Source organism: Prescottella soli (genome assembly GCF_040024445.1).
Lineage (GTDB): Bacteria > Actinomycetota > Actinomycetes > Mycobacteriales > Mycobacteriaceae > Prescottella > Prescottella soli.
This window is the reverse complement of record NZ_CP157276.1, coordinates 3,776,846-3,802,093: the sequence shown is the minus strand read 5'-3', so window position 1 is coordinate 3,802,093 and position 25,248 is coordinate 3,776,846. Positions and strand designations below refer to the sequence as shown.

General features: G+C 65.7%; 26 protein-coding genes. 13 read left to right on the top strand and 13 right to left on the bottom strand.

Annotated elements, in window-relative coordinates; all coding sequences use genetic code 11:
• Positions 1 to 205: 205 nt before the first annotated feature.
• Positions 206 to 658, top strand: a complete 453-nt coding sequence (locus tag ABI214_RS17710; RefSeq protein ID WP_348603822.1) for a hypothetical protein — start codon at positions 206 to 208, stop codon at positions 656 to 658.
• Between the two features lie 1,391 nt (positions 659 to 2,049).
• On the opposite strand, the gene imm45 is transcribed toward ABI214_RS17710, so the two are convergent.
• Positions 2,050 to 2,307 (bottom strand): Imm45 family immunity protein, encoded by a 258-nt coding sequence (imm45, locus tag ABI214_RS25520; RefSeq protein ID WP_431357164.1) that lies wholly within the window; start codon positions 2,305 to 2,307, stop codon positions 2,050 to 2,052.
• 8 nt (positions 2,308 to 2,315) lie between these two features.
• Entirely contained in the window at positions 2,316 to 2,687 is a 372-nt protein-coding gene (locus tag ABI214_RS17705; protein WP_348603821.1) for a DUF4259 domain-containing protein, read from the bottom strand.
• Positions 2,688 to 3,968: 1,281 nt separating this feature from the next.
• On the opposite strand from ABI214_RS17705, the gene ABI214_RS17700 reads away from it, so the two are divergent.
• Positions 3,969 to 5,009 carry a serine hydrolase domain-containing protein gene (locus ABI214_RS17700; RefSeq protein WP_348603820.1) on the top strand — a complete coding sequence of 347 codons (1,041 nt, stop codon included), beginning with the start codon at positions 3,969 to 3,971 and terminating at the stop codon, positions 5,007 to 5,009.
• A gap of 368 nt (positions 5,010 to 5,377) precedes the next feature.
• On the opposite strand, the gene ABI214_RS17695 is transcribed toward ABI214_RS17700, so the two are convergent.
• Positions 5,378 to 6,238 carry a haloalkane dehalogenase gene (locus ABI214_RS17695; RefSeq protein ID WP_348603819.1) on the bottom strand — a complete coding sequence of 287 codons (861 nt, stop codon included), beginning with the start codon at positions 6,236 to 6,238 and terminating at the stop codon, positions 5,378 to 5,380.
• Positions 6,239 to 6,408: 170 nt separating this feature from the next.
• Here ABI214_RS17695 and ABI214_RS17690 point away from each other — a divergent pair, with 170 nt between their 5' ends.
• From ABI214_RS17690 to ABI214_RS17680, 3 genes are all read left to right on the top strand, one after another.
• Entirely contained in the window at positions 6,409 to 7,035 is a 627-nt protein-coding gene (locus ABI214_RS17690) for a TetR/AcrR family transcriptional regulator (RefSeq protein WP_348603818.1), read from the top strand.
• 365 nt (positions 7,036 to 7,400) lie between these two features.
• Positions 7,401 to 7,652 (top strand): hypothetical protein, encoded by a 252-nt coding sequence (locus tag ABI214_RS17685; protein ID WP_348603817.1) that lies wholly within the window; start codon positions 7,401 to 7,403, stop codon positions 7,650 to 7,652.
• A complete protein-coding gene (locus ABI214_RS17680; protein WP_348603816.1) occupies positions 7,649 to 8,491 on the top strand; it encodes an alpha/beta fold hydrolase in 843 nt (280 codons plus the stop codon). The genes ABI214_RS17685 and ABI214_RS17680 overlap by 4 nt, the downstream gene beginning before the upstream one ends.
• A gap of 213 nt (positions 8,492 to 8,704) precedes the next feature.
• On the opposite strand, the gene ABI214_RS17675 is transcribed toward ABI214_RS17680, so the two are convergent.
• Both ABI214_RS17675 and ABI214_RS17670 read right to left on the bottom strand, forming a co-directional pair.
• Complete coding sequence (locus ABI214_RS17675; RefSeq protein ID WP_348603815.1) at positions 8,705 to 9,091, bottom strand: HsmA family protein; 387 nt, start codon at positions 9,089 to 9,091, stop codon at positions 8,705 to 8,707.
• 237 nt (positions 9,092 to 9,328) lie between these two features.
• Positions 9,329 to 10,177, bottom strand: coding sequence for an EamA family transporter (locus ABI214_RS17670; RefSeq protein ID WP_431357152.1), 849 nt, complete (start codon positions 10,175 to 10,177; stop codon positions 9,329 to 9,331).
• Between the two features lie 127 nt (positions 10,178 to 10,304).
• Here ABI214_RS17670 and ABI214_RS17665 point away from each other — a divergent pair, with 127 nt between their 5' ends.
• A complete protein-coding gene (locus ABI214_RS17665; protein WP_348603814.1) occupies positions 10,305 to 11,189 on the top strand; it encodes a LysR family transcriptional regulator in 885 nt (294 codons plus the stop codon).
• Positions 11,190 to 11,288: 99 nt separating this feature from the next.
• Here ABI214_RS17665 and ABI214_RS17660 read toward each other — a convergent pair whose 3' ends face one another.
• Positions 11,289 to 11,735: a MarR family winged helix-turn-helix transcriptional regulator gene (locus ABI214_RS17660; protein ID WP_348603813.1), complete on the bottom strand. Its 447-nt coding sequence runs from the start codon at positions 11,733 to 11,735 to the stop codon at positions 11,289 to 11,291.
• A 155-nt stretch (positions 11,736 to 11,890) separates the two neighbouring features.
• Between ABI214_RS17660 and ABI214_RS17655 the strand changes: the two genes are divergently transcribed.
• The 6 genes from ABI214_RS17655 (at position 11,891) to ABI214_RS17630 (ending at position 18,171) form a co-directional block, all read left to right on the top strand.
• The gene (locus ABI214_RS17655; protein ID WP_348611721.1) at positions 11,891 to 12,916 is read left to right on the top strand and encodes a substrate-binding domain-containing protein; all 1,026 of its coding nucleotides are present in this window, start codon (positions 11,891 to 11,893) and stop codon (positions 12,914 to 12,916) included.
• An 82-nt stretch (positions 12,917 to 12,998) separates the two neighbouring features.
• Positions 12,999 to 13,634, top strand: coding sequence for an AmiS/UreI family transporter (locus ABI214_RS17650; RefSeq protein WP_348603812.1), 636 nt, complete (start codon positions 12,999 to 13,001; stop codon positions 13,632 to 13,634).
• A 39-nt stretch (positions 13,635 to 13,673) separates the two neighbouring features.
• Positions 13,674 to 14,711 carry an aliphatic amidase gene (locus tag ABI214_RS17645; protein ID WP_348603811.1) on the top strand — a complete coding sequence of 346 codons (1,038 nt, stop codon included), beginning with the start codon at positions 13,674 to 13,676 and terminating at the stop codon, positions 14,709 to 14,711.
• A 14-nt stretch (positions 14,712 to 14,725) separates the two neighbouring features.
• Positions 14,726 to 15,778 (top strand): AAA family ATPase, encoded by a 1,053-nt coding sequence (locus ABI214_RS17640; RefSeq protein WP_348603810.1) that lies wholly within the window; start codon positions 14,726 to 14,728, stop codon positions 15,776 to 15,778.
• Positions 15,779 to 16,205: 427 nt separating this feature from the next.
• Positions 16,206 to 17,042 (top strand): glycoside hydrolase family 16 protein, encoded by an 837-nt coding sequence (locus tag ABI214_RS17635; RefSeq protein ID WP_348603809.1) that lies wholly within the window; start codon positions 16,206 to 16,208, stop codon positions 17,040 to 17,042.
• A gap of 322 nt (positions 17,043 to 17,364) precedes the next feature.
• Positions 17,365 to 18,171, top strand: coding sequence for a CPBP family intramembrane glutamic endopeptidase (locus tag ABI214_RS17630; protein ID WP_348603808.1), 807 nt, complete (start codon positions 17,365 to 17,367; stop codon positions 18,169 to 18,171).
• 88 nt (positions 18,172 to 18,259) lie between these two features.
• Here the strand turns inward: ABI214_RS17630 and ABI214_RS17625 are convergent, their stop codons facing one another.
• The 5 genes from ABI214_RS17625 to ABI214_RS17605 form a co-directional block, all read right to left on the bottom strand.
• Positions 18,260 to 19,891, bottom strand: a complete 1,632-nt coding sequence (locus ABI214_RS17625; protein ID WP_348603807.1) for an ABC-F family ATP-binding cassette domain-containing protein — start codon at positions 19,889 to 19,891, stop codon at positions 18,260 to 18,262.
• 457 nt (positions 19,892 to 20,348) lie between these two features.
• Positions 20,349 to 20,720: a DUF4259 domain-containing protein gene (locus ABI214_RS17620; protein WP_348603806.1), complete on the bottom strand. Its 372-nt coding sequence runs from the start codon at positions 20,718 to 20,720 to the stop codon at positions 20,349 to 20,351.
• A gap of 93 nt (positions 20,721 to 20,813) precedes the next feature.
• Positions 20,814 to 21,557, bottom strand: coding sequence for an SDR family oxidoreductase (locus tag ABI214_RS17615; RefSeq protein WP_348603805.1), 744 nt, complete (start codon positions 21,555 to 21,557; stop codon positions 20,814 to 20,816).
• A gap of 321 nt (positions 21,558 to 21,878) precedes the next feature.
• Positions 21,879 to 22,265, bottom strand: a complete 387-nt coding sequence (locus ABI214_RS17610) for a hypothetical protein (RefSeq protein WP_348603804.1) — start codon at positions 22,263 to 22,265, stop codon at positions 21,879 to 21,881.
• Positions 22,266 to 22,359: 94 nt separating this feature from the next.
• On the bottom strand, positions 22,360 to 22,746 hold the full coding sequence (locus ABI214_RS17605; protein ID WP_348603803.1) for a hypothetical protein: 387 nt from the start codon (positions 22,744 to 22,746) through the stop codon (positions 22,360 to 22,362).
• 416 nt (positions 22,747 to 23,162) lie between these two features.
• Between ABI214_RS17605 and ABI214_RS17600 the strand changes: the two genes are divergently transcribed.
• Complete coding sequence (locus tag ABI214_RS17600) at positions 23,163 to 23,687, top strand: DUF302 domain-containing protein (RefSeq protein WP_348603802.1); 525 nt, start codon at positions 23,163 to 23,165, stop codon at positions 23,685 to 23,687.
• 10 nt (positions 23,688 to 23,697) lie between these two features.
• Here the strand turns inward: ABI214_RS17600 and ABI214_RS17595 are convergent, their stop codons facing one another.
• Both ABI214_RS17595 and ABI214_RS17590 read right to left on the bottom strand, forming a co-directional pair.
• The gene (locus ABI214_RS17595) at positions 23,698 to 24,318 is read right to left on the bottom strand and encodes a DUF1772 domain-containing protein (protein ID WP_348603801.1); all 621 of its coding nucleotides are present in this window, start codon (positions 24,316 to 24,318) and stop codon (positions 23,698 to 23,700) included.
• 5 nt (positions 24,319 to 24,323) lie between these two features.
• A complete protein-coding gene (locus ABI214_RS17590; protein ID WP_348603800.1) occupies positions 24,324 to 25,163 on the bottom strand; it encodes an NmrA family transcriptional regulator in 840 nt (279 codons plus the stop codon).
• Positions 25,164 to 25,248 lie beyond the last annotated feature (85 nt).

Below are 25,248 nucleotides of genomic sequence, written 5' to 3'. Positions count from 1 at the left end.
GCAGCGATGACCCGACGATGACCCGTGATTGGTGCTGTCGGTCGACCGACCACCTTGATAGATTGCCCCCATGATTCGAAATGCCCGGTTTGTTTCTGTGGCGCTTCTTCTCGCCGCAGCAGTCAGTGCCTGCGGTTCCGACGACACCGACAAAGCGGCCCAGGACGCCAAGGCCGAAGGGACCGCAGTCGCCCAGGACAACGCAGTGAGCGCCTCGGGAGCGCACGCGCTGACGCGATTCACGAGCTGCAGCGACGTTGCCCCTGCGGTCGCACCGTACATCGCTGGGCTGCAGGAGAGTCCGTCGAACGCGGTCGACGAGTACGGTGTGCTGTGCAACTGGGAGATCCCCGACGGCGCCACGGATCTGAGCGAGATCCGTGTCGTCGAGGTCCTCATCGAGCCCGGGACCGGAGAGGTCTCGGCAGTGCGGGACCTCGAGGCCGGCAAGCTCGTCGTCCTTCCGGACGCCGAACTCGAAAAGGCCGGTGGCGTCGCCTACACCCTCCCGGTGACGACGGCCGTCGCCGGGGTGATCGTCACGACGGTCGAGACTCCCGATGTCAAGGTAACGATCACCGGTGGGCAGTGGGATGACATGCCGTCTCTGGACGGTCCGGCCGCCGTGTCGGCCGCCAAAGAACTGATCGGGGCCTAGCCGCACCCCGCACCCGCCCACTTCCGGGGCACTCCGGCCGCGGAGCTCTCGCCAGCGCACGGCCGCCACCCGATGGCAGTTAGACCCTCGGTGCCGCCCGCGCCCCACCGTCCCTTTCGCGGGTTCGGTGGGGCGCGACGAATCGGTTTACAGAAGGGAAGGAGTGACATGTCCGATCACATCAGTGTGATCGGGGGGGACTTGATGCTGACACTAGGAATGGGCTTCTCCGCGTGCGAGCCCGCAATGAAGACCCTTAGCCAAGCTTCCAATGTGCCATGGCTGAGTTCCGCAGCATTGACTTGGTCACCCATTTGACTCGTCGTACACCCCGCCCCGGGCGACAGGTATCAGCGTCATCAAGACAGGAAGCCACCGACAGTGCGCTGATCTCGATTTCGAGCGCCCCTAAGTCCCGACGCGATCGATCGATCGAAACGAGACCCGATAGGCGCTCAACGACGACGGAGGGACGCCAGAACCGTGGTTCAGGAAACGTCTTTCGCGATTCACCAGACGATTTCGGATGGGACCGAAGTGGATCTACACGCGCTTGGCAATATCTGCCTCGTACTGCTCCACGATCCGAGGAACTCGCCCCCGCATCTCCCGCATAGACGCACGGGAACCCGGCTCACCCAGTCCCAGCAAGGACAGCATGGCGTAGGTCATGACCATCGGGCACTATCAGCTGGGAATCCGTCTTCTCGAGGAACACCATTGTCATCGTAGCTGAACCTAATATAGTCATTCAGAGATCGAGCTCCGCGGTTCTGTCATAGCGACGTTCGAATCTCGAGGACCTGGTGCAACTTCAGCCCAGGCGAACCATCTACAACAGGGAGTATGTCAATGGGTTCATCGAACGAGCAGCTCGCCCAGATCAACTACTTCGCGGGCATCGGAGCCGTCGTTCTTGCCATCGTCGCGATTGGCGCGGGACTCACGTCTGCGTCCTAGCCCGGACTGAAGCGAAGGGAGAGGGTCATCGCGTCCCTCTCCCTTCGTCATATGCTGTACATCCGAGATAGCAGCGCCCTCATCGCTTCATTTCCTATAGATACCGCTTTCATCGCAGCTGAACCTGCGGGTCCTCTTGAATGGAGCAACCCCAAAGATAGGGGTGGATCTCGATGCCGCATCTTCACTATTCAAGCGCACTCGCCCTCACGGACCCGGTAACCGAGACATCGACGTAGGCAGTTAAGCTCGCATTAGCGACGAAACATCAAGCCTCACAGGGATATTCAAACCACCGCCGCTACTCTGTCGGTCTCGGATGGTGTTGGAGCACACCTCCACCGTCAGCACGAGCGTACCGGCGCGCGGATCTCTTCCAGAGTCCCACTCCCCAGGCAACAGGACTCGTGCTGCGAAGTGAGGTCGAGGCTTCAGTTCCGCTCAGAGTGCGCGGGGTCGAGGTCCTCGTCGGCGTCCCAGGGGCGGACAGCGATCCGATGGAGCGGCCAGTGTGGATTCACCCAGGTGGCCCAGTTCCGCCTGAGCCAACGGATATCGATGAGCCCAGCCCCTTCTCGGGGCCTGCACTCGCGCGGGAGCATTTGGAAGACCAGTCCGGCCTTGTAGCCTCCGACCACCCACAGCTCGCAGCCGCGTTCGGCGAGGCGCTGCTGCGGTGGGCTGGAGATGATTGCCGCTAGTCCTCGTCGCCCTCGTCGCCCTCACCGTCGAGGCGGGCCTCGAGTTCCGCGATCTCTACGCGAACGGCCTCGATGACCTCGGGGTCGTCTTCCCAGAGCTCACGGAACTCCGACTCCGGTTCGATCATCTCAGTGAGCAGCTCGACCCCCCGTTCGAGGTGACCATCTAGGCGCTCGAGATCGCCGGGCCACACCGTGCTGCGCCCGAGCACAGCGAGCAGGTAGCACGCGGCCCGCACCCGATCGTAATCGTCGTCGTGTTCGAGGGCATCGCCGATGCGCGCATCGATGTCGATGCCACCGAAGACGTCTCCGAACCAGTCGGCCGCCGCATCGTTGTGCCACGGCGCGCTTCCCCATGCTCCCACGCGTTTCGCCCTTCGTCTCGCCCGGCGGATCCGGCCCGTGTGTCGCATCCTATTGCTTCTTGTGCACGGGCCCAGTCTGGCCGCGTAATCGGTTGGCATCCCGCCGTCGCCGAACTCCACGCCCTCGCGCTCGAGCCGCTTCCGAGCTGCGTGGTGCACCACCCCGCGGCGGCGCGGATCGGCTCGAGCAGCCCGATCACTGTGCTCCGCGTGGCGTTCGGATGCTCGGCGACCGCGATCCGCACGCTCCAGAACCGGTCGGCGGCGAAGCGCTCGAACAACGCCGCGCTCGCGTCGGGGTTCAGCGCCGCTCTGCCGCGAGATCACTCACACATACAGGAGACTCGCCCTAGCCCGCCACGGGCTTGTTCGTCGGTGCTGACGCGCACATAGCCGAGCATGTTCTGTCGTTCGACTTCTTATTACCTCTGCCTCCCTTAATGATTGGGGGTAATGCAAAGCCAATGCCTTACGCCCCAACCATACCGCCACACCGCAGACCTAAGAACGACTAATACTGTTGAGTCACTTGACCATTCGCACGACTTACCGCCGGGCCAGCGGTACGGGCGGCGGACTGGTGACGCGAAGCTGCTCGAGAGAGTCTTCCATCGCCATGAGCCGCGTCGCCTTGAATCCTCGTCGAACGACATCACCCACGAACTGCCCGATCCCCCCACTGCTGCGCCGGCTAGCGCGGGGCGCATAGCTTGATGATCTCCCCCGGTGTCCGCGGCGCCATCGCCTCGCTACCGCGAGTCGTCGCCACTGCGACGAACCGACCTGCGGTGCAAGCAAATACGGGGGCCACCCGAGAACGCCTTGCCGATCACGGTTCCTGCGGCCGAGAAGATCTCCGCGACAACACAAGCAGGCAACGCTCAAGCCCCCCGTCGATCGCAGGCGCGGCACCATCAACCTCGGCGCCCCCACAACGACGCCGGCAAAGCTGCCGCCGGATCACGGCCAGCACGGTGGGGACCACGAACGGCCGCGATCCCGCACCGGCAGCAACGTCGTTCAGACGCTGCACCCACCGGACCCGTTCCAGAAACTCGAGGTCCTCCCCCGGAAGGGGCCCGGCAGCCATCTGTGTGCGATTTCGTGTCCGTCTCTTCGCTCGCCCCGCCTCTCGCAGAGAACGTGCCGTCCCGGGTGGGTGACCTTCCTCACCCAGTGTGGGCAAAGGGCAGTCGGCCACACTCCAGTGTGCGAAGGTGTCGGCTCGGGCTTTCGCACACGACTTCCGGGGGGAATGCAGAAATGCGCCGATCGATCTTGATGACCACCGCGGCGTGCGTGGTCGCGCTGACGGTGGGCGCGGCGCCCGCCGCGGCCGCGCTCGCACCGTTCACCGGCGCAGGGGATGCAAGCCTCGCGGAAGCAGCCCGACCGATCCTGGAGCGGACACCGCAGGATGCGGCCAGCGTCGCCTACATCGACTCGTCAGGTGTCCGGTATGCGCACTTCGGTGCCGCGGACGACTCCGAGTACGAAATCGGCTCCATCACCAAAACATTCACCGCGGGGCTCTTCGCCGATGCGGTCTCGCGCGGCGAGGTCCGCGAAGATACCAAAGTCGGCGAACTCCTCCCCGTCGCAGGCACCCCTGTCGCGGACGTCACGCTGATCGAGCTCGCAAGCCACCGCTCCGGCCTGCCTCAGTTCGCGCTCACGCCGGACATGGCGGTCGGCGGGATCGCGTGGCAGCTGGAGGGGAAGAACCCATTCACCTTCGACCGGGAAGCTCTTCTCAATCAGGCGAGGTGGTCGCCTCTCATCGGCCGCGGCCTCGTCGTCTCCTACTCCACGCTCGGATATGCACTGCTCGGCCAGGCTGTCGCGGCGGCCGCCCACACCGACTACGCGACGCTGTTGCGCGAACGGATGCTCGATAGGCTCGGTTTGTCGCACACCTGGCTGCCACTTACCTCCGCCGACCTTCCCACTGACGTCAGCACCGGCGTCAATGCCCAGGGTCGGCCTCAGGCCCCCTGGCCGCTCGACGCCTACGCACCGGCCGGCGGGCTGCGCTCCACTCTTCCGGACATGGCCCGCTACACATCAGCTCTCCTGGCCGAGACCGCGCCGGGCTCGAGTGCGATGACCCCTCGATGGGACAAGATCGGCGGCACTCGCGGAGGCATGACGTGGACAATCCTCAACCGCGGCGGACGCGAGTACACAATGCACGCTGGCGAGACCGGCGGCTTCCTAGGTGTCATCGTGATGGACCGCGCGCAGCACCGCGCAGTCGTCATCCAGACCAATCGGCTTGGCGACATCGAGAATAAGGGAATCGACCTGCTCGACGCGCTCTGATTCACCAGCGATCCTGAAGCTGGGCCGAAGTGCGTTTAGGACAGCCCTCGGTTTCATTGACACGGCACCGATCACCCACACCGGAAACTGGACCCTGCAGTTGGCAGTCTCGCCAACCTAGAACTCGTCCGGATTGTGTGATCAGGAGCCCCGCCATGGGTGATCACCGACTGATAACACTATCCAATCCACATGCAGCCCAGCTCGCTCCGCCTTTGGTGAACACCTCTCCCTGTCTCTCTCCACACTTCCACGCTGTCTCCATCTCATCTCTCATCTCTCACCTCTCTTCTCACGGTTCTCTCTCAGCCAGCCGCCATCCAGCCATCATGAGCCACCCAAGCGCACGCATTCGCCCTCCGCGCTGTTCACTGGAACCGATTGGCGATTGCCGAGATGATCTCGTCGGGCTCGTGTTCCTGGATGAAGTGCCGCGCACGGGGTAGCTCGACAACCTCGAAATCGGAAAATGCGGCATGTATCCGCGGGATGCACGCTTTCGGACGGAAGATCATGTCCCGCATCCCCCACACTGCCAGCGTCGGCTTGTGTCTCAGCAGGGCGGGTACGTCTCGGGCGAGACGGTCCAACAGCGGGCGTGCGTCGCGAATTTCCTTGGGCATGAACGTGAGCCCAGTTCGCGCTTCCTCTGTGGGTTGCACCATGCGGTAGTGGTCGGCCTCCGCCTCGGTGAGCGTGCGGCCCAGCTCCCCGAGCAGGAATCGCTCCACAAGCAGATTCTGGCCGAGTATGCGTCGTTGCATGGGGCGGCTGCTCATGATCACACTGAATGCCCGATTGACCAGTGGCTCGATCGGCCAGAACACCGTGTTGCCCAGCACGACCCCTCTGACTCGATCTGCCCGCGCAGTTGCCGCGCTCAGCCCGATAGGGCCGCCCCAGTCGTGCCCCATCACGACGAAGCCGTCCAGTTGCAGATGGTCGATCAGTTCACCCAGGACCGTCGCGTGCTCAGCGATCCTGTAGTCGAAATTCTCCGGCCGTTCGGACAGTCCGAAGCCCAGATGATCCACGGCGATGCACCGATACTGGTCGCGCAGGCCCTTCACGATGTGGCGGTATAGGAAACTCCACGTCGGCGAGCCGTGACAGAACAGAATCGGCGGTCCGGATCCCTCATCGATGTAGTGCACCCGACCGACGGACGAGTCGAACCATCGCGACTCGAACGGATACAGGGTCTTATCGGGAACGAAATCGATCATCATTGGGCGCCCTCCTCGTCCGGACCATCTCTTCACGTCGCTCGACAGGGCCAGCGCGCGCTCAGTGACTAAACCCCGGCCACCGAATCCCCCTGCGCAGCAACCCCCACCGCGAGGTTGCGCTACAGGTGTAGCACAACCTCAACAATACGCTACACCTGTAGCATGTGGTTGTGCCTGCACGAGCAACCGGCGCCAATGAACGCCGAGGACTGGTCGCAAACAGCGCCATCCGCATCATTTCCCGCGACGGACTTCGCGCGCTCACACACCGAGCCGTCGACCAAGAAGCCGGGATCCCGCAGGGGTCGACCTCCCACCTTGCAAGAACCCGGCTCGCGCTACTCGAACTTGTAGTCGACACGCTCGCCGAACGCGCGATAGTTGACGCCAAGCACGCTGCAGATGCCCTGAGCGCAACGCCTCAGAGCGAACACCAGCTGAGCATCACCGAGCTTGCTGGTGTGATCGGCGCACTCATCGAGAGACTCTCGGACCGTCGCGACGACATGAAAGCCCGCTACGCACTCATCCTCGAAACCGATGACGTTCCCCTGCTTCAGGGGAAGCTGACTACACAGTCCGAAGTCCATGCGATTACCAGAGAGGTGACCTCGTCACTCCTCACCAGCGCGGGTCTTCCCAATTCAGACGAGCGGATCGAGGAGCTGATCTCGCTCACGGACTCCTTGGTGTTCACGCGGACGGTCATCCACGGAACCACCCCCCTGGAATCCATCCTCACTGCCTACCTGCGAGGTGTCGTCCCACCTCCGAAGACCTCTACCGGAAAATCGTGAGACCCGACCCCATATTGGGTCGACATTCGTCGTGTGGTCCGGGGCCTCCGAAAAGTGTGATCACCGACCGGGCACATCGCGAATCAATCTGCCTCAGCAGGCAAACCGCGATACGTGAACACCCCCACGCTCTCTCTTGCTGCTGCAACGTGGACGCATGGACGTGACCAACGTTCACCCGGCCACCCCGAACACCAAAGAAGCCATGTGCTTTCACCTGTACATATGCGCCGCTGAGGTGGTCGCGGGCGATCGTCCTGTGTACATCCGACGTGCCGCCTCGCGCGTCGTGCTATCGAGTTGCATCCGCCATACGCTTCATGCGTCAGCGATGAGTTTGGGCGGCGGATCGGGTCTGCCTTGGTATGACTCGAATTGTTGCCGACATCTCGGTCTCTCTGGACGGCTTCGTCACCGGGCCCGATCCCAGCCCGGACAACGGTCTGGGCACCGGCGGCGAGGCCCTGTACACGTGGGTGCTTTCCGACTGTTCCGACGACCGCCGGATCATGCGCGAGGGGACCACCCGCTCGGGCGTCGTCGTCCTCGGCCGCGACCTCCAGCTCGACATCGACCGTGACGCAACTGACCTACGACTTCTTCGGGTGATCCGATGACCACTATCAACGCCAATGGGATCGCCTTGGGCATCGAGTCGTTCGGTGACGACGACGCGCCACTCGTTCTGCTCGCGGGCGGAACGACGATGCTCTCCTGGCCAGACGCGCTGTGCGAGCGCCTCGTCGCCGGCGGGCGCCGTGTGGTGCGCTACGACCTGCGCGATAGCGGGGAGTCCACGACGACGGATCCGGAGGCGCCCGCCTACACCTTGCGCAGCCTCGCCGGCGACGCCGCTGCCCTTGCTGACGCGCTGAGCTGCGGGCCTGCACACCTCGCGGGAATCGGCGTCGGCGGGATGGTCGCCCAGGTGGCCATGCTCGACCATCCGGGCGCCTTCTCGGCGCTCACCCTGATCGGCACCCGCCCGGTTGCCCCTGGCCAGCCCGACGATGACCTCCCCGACCATGACCAGGCGACGATGAGCCGACTGTTCGCGCGCCCGATGCCTGATTGGAGCGACCGCGAGGCGGTCGCGGAGTTCGCCGCCGCGGGCGCGGAGATCCTCGGCGACGACCCCGTCGCCGCGCGCGCAACAGCTGCGCGCATCTGGGACCGCACGCCCGGCACCGCACCCCTGGTCCAGATGGCCAACCAGATTGGCATGGTGTTCTCCAGGCTCGACTGCAAACCCCGCTGGCGCGAGCGCCTGCCCGAGATCGAGGTTCCCACGCTCGTCGTCCACGGCCGCCGCAACCGGTTCTTCCCCGTCGGCAACGGCCAGGCGATCGCGCGCGAGATCCCCGGGGCACGGCTGCTCGTCCTCGAAGAGGCCGCCACTGCGATCCCCGATGCGGCGGTCGGCGAGGTCACCGCGGCGATGCTCACGCTCGGATAGAGGACGGTGGGTGCCGTGCGGGTCCGGCTTCCACACAGCACATTGCCGCTAAGGTGCCCACAGCAGCGTCGACGTCCGCGAGTAGCTCGCACATCGCTCAGGACGGCAGCGGCTCGACCCTCCCCAACCGGTTTCGCGCGCGCGGAGAATGTCGTCGTTGCACTCCTCCCACCCACCATCCATTCACGCCTCAGGCGCCCACCGGGTTCAGTGCTAGCCGCTCATAGCGCCGATGGCGCCCGTGAAGTAGGGCACCAGCCAGATCGTCCACACGACCAGGCTGAACTGGTGGAACTTCGCCTTCTCGGAGGGCCGATCCCTGAGCAGAACGACGACGGCCCACACCAGGTGAATCGCCATGAGCACGATCGCCACGGCTCCAGTGACGATCATGATCTTGTTGAAGGTGGATGTAGCGGTTTCCGATGACTCGCCGGAGATTTGGCTCATCAGGAAGGTGCCGGTGGCGTCGCAGACCAGGCCGAGCGCGAAGGCGCCGGCATGCCACCACTTCAGGGTCTTCTGGATGCGCTCCGACCACACACCGATGGAGTAAAAGGCCAGGGCAAGAGTGATGACGATGATCGCGGTGGCCAGCATGTCTCGACACTAGCCTGGGCTTGTTGCCGATCCGCGACGCCTCCCCGCCATCGGCTCATAAGGAGCAAATCGAAGGCGTTCCCCTGCTCTTCTCCTCCCTCGGTCTTCGATCGCTTGACCGCTCCCGCTCTTCCCAACTTCACAGCATCTGCCCGCTGCTCCAGCCGACGACCACCCCCACAGATCTGGACCGACCCGGTTGCGGTGACGTGTCGTGTCGGCACGAGATGTGCGCGCCTACGTCGCCCGCCGCTTCTCCGATCCGGGCGAGAGCAGCGCAGGCGCTCTGGCGCCGCCACGTTGTGCGCCGATCCCTGCGGCCACGACGAAGCCGATGCCGAGGAGAGCCATCGGGTTCGGGATCTGTTGTAGCGCCACCAGTCCGATGAGCGCCGCAAGTGCAGGTTCGAGGCTCATCAGTGTGCCGAATGTCCCCGCATCGAGGCGGCGTAGCGCAAGCAGCTCCAGCGAATAGGGCACCACCGGGAGTAGCACCGCAAGACCGAGACCGAGGAAAACCAGCTGCGGCGTGAGGCGCTCGAAGACGCCTGGCGCGGCCACCAGCGTCGTGACAACCCCGGCGACCGGCATCGAGATCGACAGGCCGGCAAGTCCGTCCGCCTCGTCACCGACCTTCTGCGTCAGCAAGATGTATGCCGCCCAACACACGGCGGCGCCGAGCGCGAACCCTGCACCCGTCGGATCGACCTCGCCGCTCCAGGGCTGCGTCAGCAGCACGACGCCGGCGCCGCCGACCAACGCCCACAGACGGCCGACTCCGCGGGTTCGGGCCACCGCGATTCCCAGGGGACCGAGAAACTCCAACGCACTCGCGGTACCGAGAGGGATTCGCGATGCCGCGGCCATGAACAGGACCGTCATACCGGCGGTGACGACGCCCAACGCAGCGGCTAAACGAAAGGCGCGGCGAGTGAACTGCGCTGGACGTGGTCGAACGATCGCGACAAGTAGAAAGCCGGCCCAAACGAGCCGCAGCCAGGCCGCACCAGTTGCGCCCACCTGGTCGATGAGCGCAACCGAGGCCGCGAGACCCAGCTGCACGCACAGCATCGCAGAGACTGCCATCCCAGCTCCGGCCCGCGATGCACTGCGGGCCTCGATCGTTGTCATCACGCCAGTGAAGCGAACTAATCCGTCAGAATCCACGCGAGGATAATGGACAAATCGTTCAAGAATCCTGAACAATAGTGGCATGGACCTGCACCGACTCCGCATCCTTCTCGAACTGTCCCGGTGGGGTTCGATGCGTGAGGTCGCTCACGAACTCGGGATGACGACTTCGTCTGTCTCCCAACATATTGCGGAGCTCTCCCGAAAGATCGGCACACCGCTGACAGAACCCGACGGCCGCCGGGTGCGCCTGACGCCGGCCGGCCGGCGCCTCGCCGAGCACGCGGTGACGATCTTGGCCGCCGTCGATGCCGCGATACTCGATCTCGACGTTGACGCGACGCCGGCCGGTACGGTGCGGGTAGCGGGCTTCGCGTCCGCCATTCGACGCTCGCTGTTGCCGACCATTGCTCGCCTCGACACAGCTGAATCGGCCCTGACGGTCATGATCGCCGAACACGAACCGTTCGAAGCTCTCGAACTGCTTGCCCGCGACGATGTCGACATCGCGCTCACGTACGACTACAACCTCGCGCCGGCGGTACTTCGCAGCGACTTCACCGCGACCTCGCTCTGGACGATGGAATGGGGCCTCGGCACGCCTGCGACCCTGCGCCCCGGTCGACTGTCCTCCTACGCAGACAGCAACTGGATCGTCAACTCGCGCAACACTGCAGACGAAGAGGTACTGCGCATCCTCGCCTCCATGGCCGGCTTCACACCTCGGATTACCCACCACATCGACAGTCTCGAACTCATCGACGATCTCATTGCCGCCGGCCACGGCGTCGGTTTACTGCCCCTCGAGCGCACCCGTCAGCACCCGGAGGTACAGGTTAAGAGCGTCGACGATCTCGAGGTGATCATGCGAACCTACGCCGTCGTTCGCCGCGGTCGCGAGCATTGGCCACCGCTGCGGCGCGTACTCGATGAACTGAGTTTGCACAAAGACCCGCCGCCAGCTTGAGGAGGTTCCCCACGGCGGGCTGCGCGGTCCGCGCTCAACCTGTCCCAGGTAGGCCCAACGAACGCCGCACGGGCATCAGCGGACCGCTCTCGCTGCCCGTCAGGCGTCGAGGCGACCTGCGAGCGAGTTCGCCAGGTTGCCGACCAGGTCGGCGGATCCGGAGCCTGGAAGGTCGGCGAGCCATGCATGCTCGGCGTCGCGAACGGTCGCCGACAGACGCGAGTGCAACTGGCAACCTCGCGCACTGGGATGCACGCGCACCTTGCGACGGTCGTCGGCGTCGACCTCGCGGTAGACGGCGGCGATCGACACCAGGCGATCGACGACCCGGGTCAGCGTCGGGGCCGGTATCCGCGTGTGATCGCGCAGTTCCGCCATGGTCGCGCCGGGGCACTCGGCCAGTGTGTCGAGCACCAGGTAGTGGTCGACGTTCAGGTTGTCGGCGGCGAGGGCGTCGTCCGCCGCCTGGGCCGCGACCCTCGCCGTGCGGAGGAGCGCGACGGTCACCGAGACGTCGTCCACCGCGATGGCACCCTTGTCCGACACGACCCACCCCCGAGCTGTTGCGCAGTTCACACTCCGCGGGCAATACTTTCAAATGAAATGATAGCCCACGCGCAGTACACCACCCACGACGCAGCAGAGACGTCGACGTGAGCGTCGTGCTCGACCGCGCACGCGCCGCACAGTGGCGAGTGGCGATGGTGGTGCCCCTCCAGGGACCCGCGGGCCTGTTCGGGCCGTCGTGCGAGGCGATCGGCGAACTGGCCGCGCACGACATCAACAACGCCGGCGGCATCCTCGGTCGCGAGGCCGTCATCCACGTCGTGGACGGTGGCGATCACCCCGAGGTGATCGCGGCGGAGGTGAACCGCCTGGTCTCCGCGGGCGCGATCGACGCGGTCAGCGGATGGCACATCTCGTCGGTCCGCCATGCGCTCGCACCGGTCGTAGCCGGCCGCATCCCGTACTCCTACACCTCGTTGTACGAGGGCGGCGAGACGCGGAGTGGCATCTACTGCTGCGGGGAGACTCCGCGTCAGCAGATCGCTCCCGCATTGAAGTGGTTGCGCGACAACGTCGGTGCCCGCCGATGGATCGTCGTCGGCGACGACTACGTGTGGCCGCACGGGTCGTTGGGCGCCGTCCGCGCATACGCCCGCGAACTCGATCTGCGGATCGTGGGCGAGTCGTTCGTCGACCTGGGCCGCGGCAACATGAATCGCGTCGTCGACTCGGTCGCGGCATCGGACTGCGACGGAGTCCTGATGCTCCTGGTCGGACAGGACGCCGTCGACTTCAACCGAGCCTTCGCGCGACGCGGACTGGACGAGCGCATCCTCCGGTTCAGCCCGCTCATGGAGGAGAACATGCTCCTGGCGAGCGGCCCCCGTGCGACCCGAAACCTGTTCGTGGCGGCCGCATACTTCCGCTCGCTCGTCGACGCCGACGCCCTGGACCTCGTCGGCCGCTACGTGGCTCTGCACGGAGCGACCGCGCCGCCGCTCAACAACGCCGCGGAGTCCTGCTACGAGGGCATCCAGACCCTCGCGCACCTCATTCATCGCGCGGGCACCACATCGCCGGACGCACTCGACATCGCCTTCGATGGGGTCGCCTACGACGGGCCACGCGGAACCGTCGAGTTCCGAAACCGGGTGGCACGGCAGCGAATTCATCTCGCCGTGGCGAACGGACTCGACTTCGAGGTCGTCGCCACACTCTGATCACTCCCCCTCTTGACACTGTGTCGCCCGTCACTTACTTTCATTTGAAATCATTCCATTTGAAAGCGATTCGAGGTCTCCGATGGGCAGTGTCGGTCTGCTCTACGTAGGTGCGGTCCTGTTCGTGAACGGGCTGATGCTGCTGGGTGCGGTGCCGCCGAAGTCGGCCGCGATCCTGAACCTGTTCGTCGGCGCGCTCCAGTGCACGATTCCGACGGCGATGCTGATCCAGGCCGACGGGGACGCCGGGGCGATCCTGGCCGCGTCCGGTCTCTACCTGTTCGGCTTCACGTACCTGTATGTCGGGATCGGCAACCTCGCGGACCTCGATCCGCGTGGTCTCGGCTGGTTCTCGGCCTTCGTCGCCGCCGCCGCGGTCGTCTACGGCCTGCTGTCGTTCACCGTCGTCCACGACCCGGTGTTCGGCGTCATCTGGCTCGCCTGGGCCGGCCTGTGGACCCTGTTCTTCCTGGTCCTTGGCACCAGTCGGGAGGACCTCACCCGATTCACCGGATGGACGGCACTGCTGCTCAGCCAGCCCACCTGCACCCTGCCCGCCTTCCTCGCCCTCACCGGCAATCTCCCCACTTCCCCCGGAGTCGCCGCGATCTGGGCGGCCGGCCTGGCAGTGCTCGTCGTGTTCGCCGCGGCGCTGGGCCGACCGACTGCCAGGCACCGGGCGTCCCTCGATCCCCAACTCAGCTCCACCTCCCACTAGCTCGGCCCTACAACGAAATCCACGAGAGGAACGAAGCACATGCGACACGGAGACATCTCCTCGAGCAACGACACCGTCGGAGTCGCGGTCGTCAACTACAAGATGCCTCGCCTGCACGACAAGGCGGGCGTCCTCGAGAACGCGCACCGGATCGCCGACATGATGATCGGCATGAAGAAGGGCCTGCCCGGACTCGATCTGGTCGTGTTCCCCGAGTACTCCACGCAGGGGATCATGTACGACGAACAAGAGATGTACGACACGGCCGCAACGATTCCCGGCGACGAGACCGCCATCTTTTCGGCCGCCTGCCGCGAGGCCGACACGTGGGGCGTCTTCTCGATCACCGGCGAACAGCACGAGGACCACCCGAACAAGCCGCCCTACAACACCCTGATCCTCGTGAACAACAGGGGCGAGATCGTGCAGAAGTACCGGAAGATCCTGCCGTGGTGCCCGATCGAGGGCTGGTACCCGGGCGACACCACGCACGTCACCGAGGGCCCGAAGGGACTGAAGATCTCGCTCATCGTGTGCGACGACGGCAACTACCCCGAGATCTGGCGGGACTGCGCGATGAAGGGTGCCGAACTGATCGTCCGCTGCCAGGGGTACATGTACCCGGCGAAGGAGCAGCAGATCGTCATGTCGAAGGCGATGGCATGGGCGAACAACTGCTACGTCGCTGTGGCGAATGCCGCCGGATTCGACGGTGTCTACTCGTATTTCGGACACTCGGCGATCATCGGCTTCGACGGACGCACCCTCGGCGAGACCGGTGAGGAGGAGTACGGGATCCAGTACGCCCAGCTGTCGGTCTCCACCATCCGCGACGCCCGCGAGAACGACCAGTCGCAGAACCACCTGTTCAAGCTGCTGCACCGCGGCTACTCGGGAATCCACGCCGCCGGCGACGGCGACAAGGGCGTGGCCGACTGCCCGTTCGAGTTCTACAAGCTCTGGGTCACCGACGCCGAGAAGGCCCAGGAGCGGGTCGAGTCGTTCACGAGAGACACTGTGGGCGTGGCCGATTGCCGGGTCGGGTCTCTTCCCGTCGAACAGACCTCTGAGGCCTGACGAGGAGGTTCGCCGTGCCCTATCTCACGGACATGTTTCACGACCAGAACCAGACCCGACCGGACCCGACAGAACCACCGGCACCGCGCCCCGTCGGCGCGTTCGATCCGACCGCACTCACCGATCGACTGAATGCACGGATCGTGGGACAGCGCAACGCGGTCGATGCGGTCGTACGTGCGGTGTCGTTGGCCTCCGTGGGTGCGAACGACCCGACCCGACCGCTTGCGAACGTCCTGCTCGCCGGGCCGACCGGTGTCGGCAAGACCGAACTGGTTCGGCAGGTCGCCGCCGAACTGCGGTCCGGCCCGGACGACATGTGCCGCATCGACATGAACGCGCTCGCGCAGGAACACTATGCGGCGTCCTTCTCCGGCGCTCCCCCGGGCTATGCCGGCAGCAAGGAGTCGTTCACGCTGTTCGACCGTGGTGCCGTCGAGGGCGACCCCTACACCCCCGGCATCGTCCTGTTCGACGAGGTGGAGAAGGCCGACACGACCGTCCTGCGGGCGCTACTGCAGATCCTCGACCACGGCGAACTGCGATTGGCCAACGGGCAACAGACGATCTCGTTCCGCAACAGCTACGTGTTCCTGACGTCGAATCTCGGTTCGGCCGAACTGGCGGCACGACTCCGGACTCCGTGGGCTCGGCTGGCCCACCGGCCCGGTCGGGCCGAGCGACGATGGGGCGGCGAGACTGTCGTGCGGCGCGCGATCGAGCGGTTCTTCGATCCAGAGTTCTTCAATCGTTTGGACGAAACCGTTGTGATGAACGGGTTCGACGATCGGACCGCACGTGAAGTGACCGGGCTCGAGATCGACGTCGTCACCCGCCGGCTGGCTCGTCGGTCCGTCAGCGTCGACGTCGGCCTCGACGTCGTCGCGCTCCTCTGTGCACAGGGTTTCGACCCGGCCTACGGGGCCCGCGGGCTCCGGCGCACCGTCCGCGCGGTGCTGACCGATCCGATCTCGGCGGCGGTGCTCGAGCACCGCCCGATGGGGACCGAGCCCCTCGCACTGACCACGCGCGTGGTCAACGGCCGAGTTCGAGTCACCTGTATGTGATGGATGACCTGCTGCGGCAGGTATTGGCCACCACACGTGATCGGCAACAGACCGCGGCCCGGTCCTATCCGCTGAGCCGGATGGGACCGGGTCTCGGGAGCGGAAAGAGCCACACGATCGGTAGTTTCAGATTGCGGGATGATCGAATGGACTTGCCAGCAGGTAGATAGGACCGCTCAGATTGCGGTGTGATTGGCGACGCCCTTCGGGGGTGATTGCCAGCCGGCAAGTTCGCCAATCGTTCAACAGCACCAACGGGATTCGCATAGGTGAACCTCTCCGCCAACGCAGGCCCCCGTAAAAGGCGTTTCACCGCCGAGATCTGGGCCCTTGTCGTACTACATGAGCGTTCGTATTGCCGGTCCGGGTGGTAGGTTCGGCCGCCATGGGCAGAAGGACCCTTGGTGACGCAATTTCTCGTCGGCGCGTGCTCAGCCTGCTCGGGGTCGCAACCGGCGCCGCCGTGCTGGGCCCTGTCGCGGGAGTGCTGGCGTTCGGAACGGGTGCCGCACCCGATCTGGTGGATCCCACCACTCCCGCCGATGCGCAGCCGTTGGGCGGCGTCGGTCGTGGCGCGCTGGTTTTCAGTGATGAGTTCAACGGTTCAGTCGTGGATGCCGCCAAATGGACCGTCCGTGACGAAGAACGCACCGAGCCGTCGCGGACCGACGGGTTCCGCTGGTGGTACAAGCCGTCCACGGTTCGTGTCGCCGAGGGCAATCTCGCGATCGACATCGCAGCGCTTGGCCACGGCGTCTATGCCGGTGGCCGTATCGACAGCCATGGGAAGTTCGATTTCACGTACGGCACGATCGAATTCCGCATCCGATTCCCGCCGACCCAGGGGCATCTGTCCGCAGCCTGGCTGCAGGCGTCGCGCGGACTGGCGGACGGTGCTCGCAATGCGGCGCGGGGTGCGGAGATCGACCTGATCGAAAGCAACTTTGCCGGCGACGAATACACCGCCACGATCCACTACGGCGGCTACGGCGCAGGACACATCAAGTCCGCACAGCGTGTGAACGCTCCCGGATTGCACAGTGGCTATCACACGATCGGCCTGAGCTGGTCCCCCTCGACGCTCGAATTCCGTTACGACGGAAAGCCGGTCCGCACGGTAACGGATCCGGCGTTGATCAGCACGGTCGCCGAGTTCCCCATCCTGTCGCAGGAGATCCTGCAGTGGGCGCAAGGATCGATCGCCGACGCGCCACTCGATCGGGCGTCGACCCTGTACGTCGACTACGTCCGCGTCTGGCAGTGATCTTCGACATGCGAACTCGTCGAGAACTGCTCGCTGCCCCCGAAACAGCCGCTACCGCTGATCGGTACCGGCGAACCGATGTCTTCGGCACGGCAGGACCGTCAAGGAGCCCGACGGCGTCGATGTCGCCGCCGTGCGCCACTGACTGGACGAGATTGCTCGCGACACCCTCGTCGACACTTGGCCGGGGCGGAGCCAGAGGATTGCCACGCTCGGACACGGTGGTGCCGCGGAACTCCGGGCGGGATGCCCCCTGGGTACGAGGGACGGTTGATACCGTGGGTTGATGTGCGCCCGGCGGCGCCGCGCGAGGCTCTTCTGCATGACTTCGCAACCGCCCCGGATGTGGGCGCCGACAACGGTGTACGTGCTCGTGGCCTTTCTGGTCGGCGGCATCCTCGTCGCCATGCAGTCCGCGACGGGCCCCGATCCGGACCTGCTCGAACTGGTGCAGTTCGCACCCGCGATCGCGGTGGCGGTGGTCCTGTTGGCCTGGCGAGGCCGCTGGGTTGCACCGCTGGAGGTGAGCCTGTGGCGGCCCGACGCCGCTCTGGCAGCCGTGGCCGCCGGATCGGTGCTGGTGGTCTTGGGCTTGCCCGTTGTGGTGTTGGTCGCGCTCGGCGGCAGCGTCAGCCTCTCCGCTGTGCATGCCGGGTCGGCGCCGATCGGACTGCTCGTCCTCGCGCAGTGTGTCGGCGCCTGCGGCGAAGAGGTCGGATGGCGCGGATTCCTGCAGCCTTACCTGCGGAGCAGGTACTCCGTTCTGGTCACCGGTGTGCTGGTCGGGGCCGTCTGGGGAGTGTGGCACGTACAGATCTTCACGGCCGGGGTCGCGTATGCGGCCGGCTTCCTGCTGTCGACGATTGCCATGTCGGTGCTACTGGCGGTCCTCCTGGATCCTTTCCGCAACGGGACCCTGCTCATCGCCACCCTGTTCCATGCCGTCGTCAACCTGGGGCTGATGGCATTCGGCGATACCGGCGGCCGAGAGCCGCTGCTCTGGACGTTGATGGCGGTCGGCGCGGCATGCTGCGCGGCGGCGATCACGGCGGTCCGGAAGGTCAGCAGTCCCGCAGTCGCGGCGGACCGGGAACGGCCTACGGACACCTGCGCCGGTCAGCACTGGTAGGCACCCCGCTCCCCCGACCGCCACCGCCCGGGTGTGGAGTCGTGCCCGTCGTCGGCGGAAACGACTCCACACCCCGATTCGGCAAGGGTCAGGCGAGCTGGATCAGCTCCCGGTACTCCTGCGACCAGTGGTCCTCGGTGCCGTCGGGCAGCAGGATGACCCGCTCCGGATCGAGGGCCTCGGCTGCGCCGGGGTCGTGGGTGACCAGGACGACGGCGCCGGTGTAGCTGCGCAGCGCGTCGAGCACCTGCTCCCGGGATACCGGGTCCAGGTTGTTGGTCGGCTCGTCGAGCAACAGCACGTTGGCCGCCGAGGACACCAGGCCGGCCAACGCCAGACGGGTCTTCTCACCACCCGACAGCGTCCCGGCGGGCTGCTCGAGCTGCGGTCCGGTGAACATGAACGCGCCGAGCAGTCCGCGTAGGTCCTGCTCCCCCGCATCCGGGGCGGCGTGCCGGACGTTCTCCCACACAGTCGCCTCGTCGTCGAGGGTGTCGTGCTCCTGCGCGAAGTATCCGACCTTGAGCCCGTGCCCGGGGACCAGCTCGCCGAGGTCCGGCTTCTCCACGCCCGCAAGCAGTTTCAGCAGCGTGGTCTTACCGGTGCCGTTGAGTCCGAGGATCACGACCCGGCTGCCGCGGTCGATCGCGAGATCGACGCCGGCGAAGATCTCCAGCGATCCGTACACCTTGGTCAGGTTCTTCGCCACCAGCGGCGTCTTGCCGCACGGTGCCGGCTCGGGGAACCGGATGTGCGCGACCTTGTCGTCCACCCGAACGTCGTCGAGGTCGGCGATCAGCTTGTCGGCCCGCTTCGCCATGTTCTGCGCCGCGGTCGCCTTCGTCGCCTTGGCACCGAGCTTCGCGGCCTGCACCCGCAGGGCGCCGGCCTTCTTCTCGGCGTTCGCACGCTCGCGGCGTCGACGCGCCTCGTCGGTCGCGCGCGCGTCGAGATACTTCTTCCACTCCATGTTGTAGACGTCGGCCTCGCCCCGCACGGCGTCGAGGAACCACACCTTGTTCACGACGTCGCCCAGCAAGTCCGCGTCGTGACTGATCACGATCAGCCCACCCTCGTGGTTCTGCAGGAAGCCGCGCAGCCAGCTGATGGAGTCGGCGTCGAGGTGGTTGGTCGGCTCGTCGAGCAACAACGTGGTGTTCGACTTGCCGCCGGAACCGTCCGAGGCGGCGAACAGGATCCGGGCCAGTTCCACGCGACGACGCTGACCGCCGGACAACGTGCGCAGCGGCTGGGCGAGGATGCGGTCCGGCAGGCCCAGGCTGTGGCAGATCCGGGCGGCCTCGGATTCCGCAACGTACCCGCCGAGCGCCGAGAACCGCTCCTCGAGCGAGCCGTACTTGCGGACCGCCTTGTCCAGTTGGGGGCCGTCGACCAGCTCCGCCATCAGCGTCTGCTGCTGCTCCATCTCTCGCAGGATGGAGTCGAGACCGCGGGCTGAGAGCACCCGGTCCCTGGCCAGGACGTTGAGATCGCCCTCCTTGGGGTCCTGCGGGAGGTAGCCGAGCGCGCCGGTGCGGACGACCGCGCCGGCGTATGGTTCGCCCTCGCCGGCGAGGATGCGCAGCGTGGTGGTCTTTCCGGCACCGTTGCGCCCGACGAGGCCGATGCGGTCGCCAGCCTGCACGCGCAGGGCGGGGCCGGGTGCGGTGAGGAGGCTCCGGGTACCGGCGCGTACTTCGAGGTCTGTGGTGGTGATCAAGTCAGTTCCCTGGATGTGTGCAGTCGAGACCGAATCCGATGGGCGCGAGGCTCGATGGCGAAGGCTGCGACGTGCGTCGCCGCTACCCGTCGGGTTCCTCACGACGGGCGGGACGAGGTAGCTCGCATCGGTGGATCGGTCCGGACGCGCGGAATGGGTGCGCAGCGAAGAAACCGTGCGCCGGGATGGACCCGAATGACCCGGTAATGCGGGTGGTGTGCAGCCGAATCTGCTCGGCTAGCGGAGGGTGCTCATCCGTGACGGCGTCAGCGACTGCGTCTCTGCACCCAGATCAAGCCAACGCGGAGCCGCTCACGGCTCTTCTTGGCTGGTGCGATGCGCATGGCGGGACACTATTCCGTCGTGACGGTCCGGATGTCAATTCGACTCGGTCACGTCGTCAGAGACGACGAGGGTGTCGCCGCGTGCGAGGGCCGGCGGGAGCCGGCCCGGGTCCTCATTCCTCGCGCCTCGCCAGCTCAGCCAGTTGGTCGAAGGTCCGCACGAGGACCTCGCGGCGCCGCACCTTGTAGTCCGGCTCAGGCTCGAGCCCGTCGATCGCCCCGTCCCAGACAGCCAGGAACCGGTCCTTCCAGCCGGCGATGGTCCCCGGGTCCGGCAGGGTGACCCCGACATAGTGCTGCTGCGCGATCAGGTGGAGCAACTCCAGGTTGCACGGCACCGCGACGCCCCAGTACTCGTCCGGCTCGATCTCGACCGGGTCGCCGGACATCGCCTTGGCGACCTCGTCGACGAGCCGGCCGGTCAGGTCCGAGAGATGATCGGCGGCGGTGTCGTCGGCGAAGTTGTCGCTGCCCCAGGTCCCCATGATGTCCGCACCCTCCAGTCTCCGATTCGGCGACATTGAACCAGACGGCACCGACGTTCCGCCGATCGACGACCTGGCCGGAGCGCGGATCTCCTACTGACCGGCCAACCACTCCGACAGCCGAATCTGCGCGAGCTGCGCGCCGCTTCCGGGTAGCAAACTGTCACGCTCCAGCACCGCACCGAAGTACGGCGCCTGCGGATCGGTGATGACCTCGCGGGGATCCGAGCGGGCCGTCAGCACCTCGCCGATCCACTGGTCCATCCCGAGAACCTCGGGGCCTGCGACCTCGACGGTGCCGTTCATGGGCGCCCCGGCCGCGGTCGTTCCGACGGCCGCCGCAACCTCCTCGGCAGCCAACGGCTGGACCTTGGCATCGGACAACCGCACCTTGCCGTCCGTTGTCGCGGAATCGGCAATGCCTCCGGCGAATTCGAAGAACTGCGTGGCGTGCACCAGCGAGTACGGCAGGCTCGAGCCCTTGATCAGTTCCTCCTGCGCCGCCTTCGCCCGCATGTACCCCGACTCGGGTATCCGATCACAACCAACCACCGACAAGGCGACGTAATGACCGACACCGGCCTCGGCGGCAGCGTTGAGCAGGTTCCCGGTGGAAGTCCGGAAGAAGTTCATCACATCGTCGTCGGCGAACGACGGCGAATTGGATACATCGACCACCACGCCCGCTCCCCGCAATATCTCATTCATTCCCTCGCCGGTGAGCGTGTTCACTCCTGTGCTCCGCGAGGCCGGAACCGCTTGATGACCAAGTTCATTCAGAAGAGCAACGACCTTCGAGCCGATCAGTCCGGTTCCGCCGATGACGACGATCTTCATGTCCATACCTTTCGTCCGAGATTAACTCGGGGCCAACACGATTCCCCGGCACCGAGGACAAGTCGCCGATTTCGTGACATGACCGGGACGCCCGGCGGGCCGCACAGGAGGCGTGTCATCCGAATCCGGACTGATTACCAGCTTGGCGGCGCGAAAATGTCCGGTCGTGTCGACGGAGCACTCGCTGCAAACGAATGCAGGCTCCGTCCCCTGCGGGCCGGGCGCAATCGGTCGGGCATCACGGTCCTCGGTGTCGTCAAGGCTACCGAAGGCAACGAATCGGCGTGCGCGTGTGCGGAAATCCGATGACGCTTGCACTCCCTACGGTGTGCCTTCCCAATGCTTGGCGAGGGGTGTGCCGGCAAACCTTTCGAGCATCACGCGGGACAACAACAGCACGGCGCTCCGCGGACGGTGGTTCACCACGAGGCGCTGGGCCTTTCCGGCCGCGTTGAACGTGACCAGGACGATGACGTAGAGAGGCACACCGCGGACCGCCGAGGTGTAGTCCTCGAGGAAGCCGTTCTCGCCGCACGGGCCGGCGTAGTGAAAGTCCTGGAATTCATATATCTCGCGGGCGGCGACCACCACTTCGTGGACGGCCTCTGCGCCCGCGATGGCACCGTCCCACGCCGCACCTTCCCCCGTGACGTCGTCGGCCAGATTGTCCAGCCACGCCGGGTAGTAGGGCTTCCCCATGTACGTCATGCGACGTCTCCACTCGCAACTGGCAGCGAACCCCCTTGCGACACCGACCATTCCTGCAGCGGTACGTATGCCATCAGGTCTGGTGTCGCGCCGCTCACGGTGTGCCTTCCCAGAATCGTGCGTACGGGGTACCGGTGAACTTCTCGAGCATCGAACGGGAGAACTGCAGCATCGCGCTGCGCGGCCGGTGGTTCACCACGACACGGTGCGTCTGCCCGGCGGTGTTGAAGGTGACCAGAACGACAACATACGTGGACGTCCCGTGGACCGAGCTGGTGTAGTCCTCGAGGAAGCTGCTCTCGCCGCAGGGTCCGGCGTAGTTGAACTCCTGGTGCTCATAGAGTTCGCGGGCCGTGACCAAGATGGCACGGACGTCTTCGGCACCGATCGCGGTGCCGTCCATCGCCGCGGCCTCCAGGGTGACGTCGTCGGCCAGGTTGTCGAGCCACACCGGGTAGTAGGGCTTGCCCATGTACGTCATACGGCGCCTCCGCGAAATCCGGCAGCGAGGTGGAATCCGGCGGCGAAACGAGCCGCCGGTGAGCACGAATTACGCTCTCCGACCGTGAAAGAAAGCCTACCCACCACTTCGAACTGCGGGCAATCCACGAAATCACGATGAGACCGTCGGCAAGTACGCTTGGAAACGTATGCGGGTGTCGATGGTCCGCCGGTGGTAGCGGTCGGCGAGGCCCAGCCCGCGCGTGCGGATTGTGTCGTGGTCGTCGAATTGACCCGCATGGTTGGAGGTGCCGCCAGGGCAACGGAATATGCTCCGGCCGACACTGCAGTCGGCCCGAATCGGACAGCCTGCTCATCGCTCGCACGCCCAGGGCCCGAATCCATGAGATGCGGTCGCGTGGTTGGCCCGTGATCGCCGATGTCAAGGAGGGCGGCATGTCGTCCGCTGATTCTCGAGAAATCCCGTTCGAGGGCGTTCGGGTCCGGTTCGACAGCGATCGCCCCTACGAAGAGTCGGTTGCCGCGTTGCTCGCCGATGTCGGCGAAAAACCCGTAGTGATAGAGGATCTCCCGTCGGCAACCTTCCAGGATTGGGAATCGTTCGCCGCGGAGGTCACCCGACATCTCGGTCCGAGCGACTTCATGCTGATGGACCTGATCGATCACGGAGGATGGATCAAGATCGCCGGCATCGACCGCAAGGCGCTGCGTGCCATCGTCGGCAACCCACTGATCGCGATCACGATGATTCGTCACGACCTGACAGCGGGACTGTTCGCACCTGTCGAGCTTCTGCTCCTGGAGGAGGAGGGCGGCCGAAGCAGCCTGACCTACGTCAAGCCGTCCTCACTCATGGTCATCACCGAGAACCCCCCACTGCGGGCGGCCGCGCAGGCCCTCGACGCCAAGCTCGCCGCCCTGGCCGCGAAAGTCACTGCGAGTCAGGCCGCCGGCAGTTGAGGGTTCACGCTTACCGGCGGGACGTGCCCCAGCTCCGGGCCTCGGACTGGCCCCGCGTCCAGTCCTGCTGCGCCTCAGCCTTCTGGACGACGTGGGCAGTCGCGGAGGGGTCGGTGCCCAACGCAGATGTCGGCGTCGCGGCTGCGCGTCCGTGCAGCACGAGCGCCCAGGCGAGGGCAGCGAAGGCCACGGTGGTGACGAGCGCACGCACGATGTTCCACGTCACCCACTTCGATTCGAAGTGCGCGCGCACGGCAGAGGGATCCGTCAGGTGTTCGCCGGCGCGGGCGAGCTCGTCGTTGAGGGGCACGTTGACGGTGCCGGTGATCACGAACATCACCAGATAGAGCACGAGTGCGGCGACGATCCAGGGCAGCACGCCGCTCCCGGATCGCACGTGCGAGAGCAGTGCCGCCACGGTGAGCAGCAGCCCACCGACAAAGCAGAACATGAACCAGCCGTTGAGGATTGCGACGTTGATCTTCTGCATCGCCTCGACGAAGGTGTGGTCGTCGGAACGGCCGAGGCCCGGCATCACCGCGTACGCGAAGCCTGCGAACAGTCCGGCCACGAGCCCGGTGGTGAGACACGCACCGAACAGCGAGATCACTTGGAGAAGTTTGACGTTCATGACGGTCACCCCACGTTCCAGATGCCGGTGGCGGCGGTGCGTGCGGCGAAGTCGGTGAAGTCGACCGGAGTTCGGCCCAGTGCACGCTGGACGCCGTCACCCGGTGTCGCGTTGCGGCCGTCCAGGACGGTGGTGAACAGATACATCAGCAGTTCGATCACGTCGTCCGGAACCTGTTCGGCAGCGAGGGCGGCCGCGTAGTCGGCGGCGGGCACCTGGACGTAGTCGATGTCGCGGCCCGCGGCGTCACCGATGGCCGCGACAGCCTCGGCGAAGGTGAGCGCCCGGGGGCCGGTCAGTTCGTAGACCTCGCCGACGTGACCCGGCTGGGTGAGTGCCGCGACCGCGACGTCGGCGATGTCGTCCGCGTCGACGAACGGCTCGGGCACGTCGCCGGCCGGGAGGAACACCCGGCCGCCGAGGACCGGGCCCAAGAGGTAGCTCTCACTGAAGTTCTGGCTGAACCAGCTCGAGCGCAGAATCGTCGCATCGGCGCCCGAATCCGTCAGCGCCTTCTCGCAGGTGCGGGCCTCGATCTCGCCTCGGCCGGAGAGCAGTACCAGGCGCCGCGCCCCACGATCCACGGCCAGTTCGGCGAAGCAGGCGATCGCCTCGGCCGCACCGGGTGCAGCGAGGTCGGGGTAGTAGGAAACATAGACAGCTGTCATGCCGTCGAGCGCGGGCTCCCAGGTCTGCGGGTCCTCCCAATCGAACGGAACGCCACCCGCGCGTGTCCCGATGCGCACGGGCAGGTCCAGCCCGGTCAGTCGTTGCGCAACGCGGCGACCCGTCTTTCCGGTTCCGCCGAGGACGAGTGTCGGCGAAGTCCGTCTGAACTCGGTCATTTCGTTCTCCCTGCTGGTCGAGGTTTGTCGTCCCTCCACGATCGGCCGGGCCCGCCGTGTGAACAACGGCAGTTCACGCAAGGAT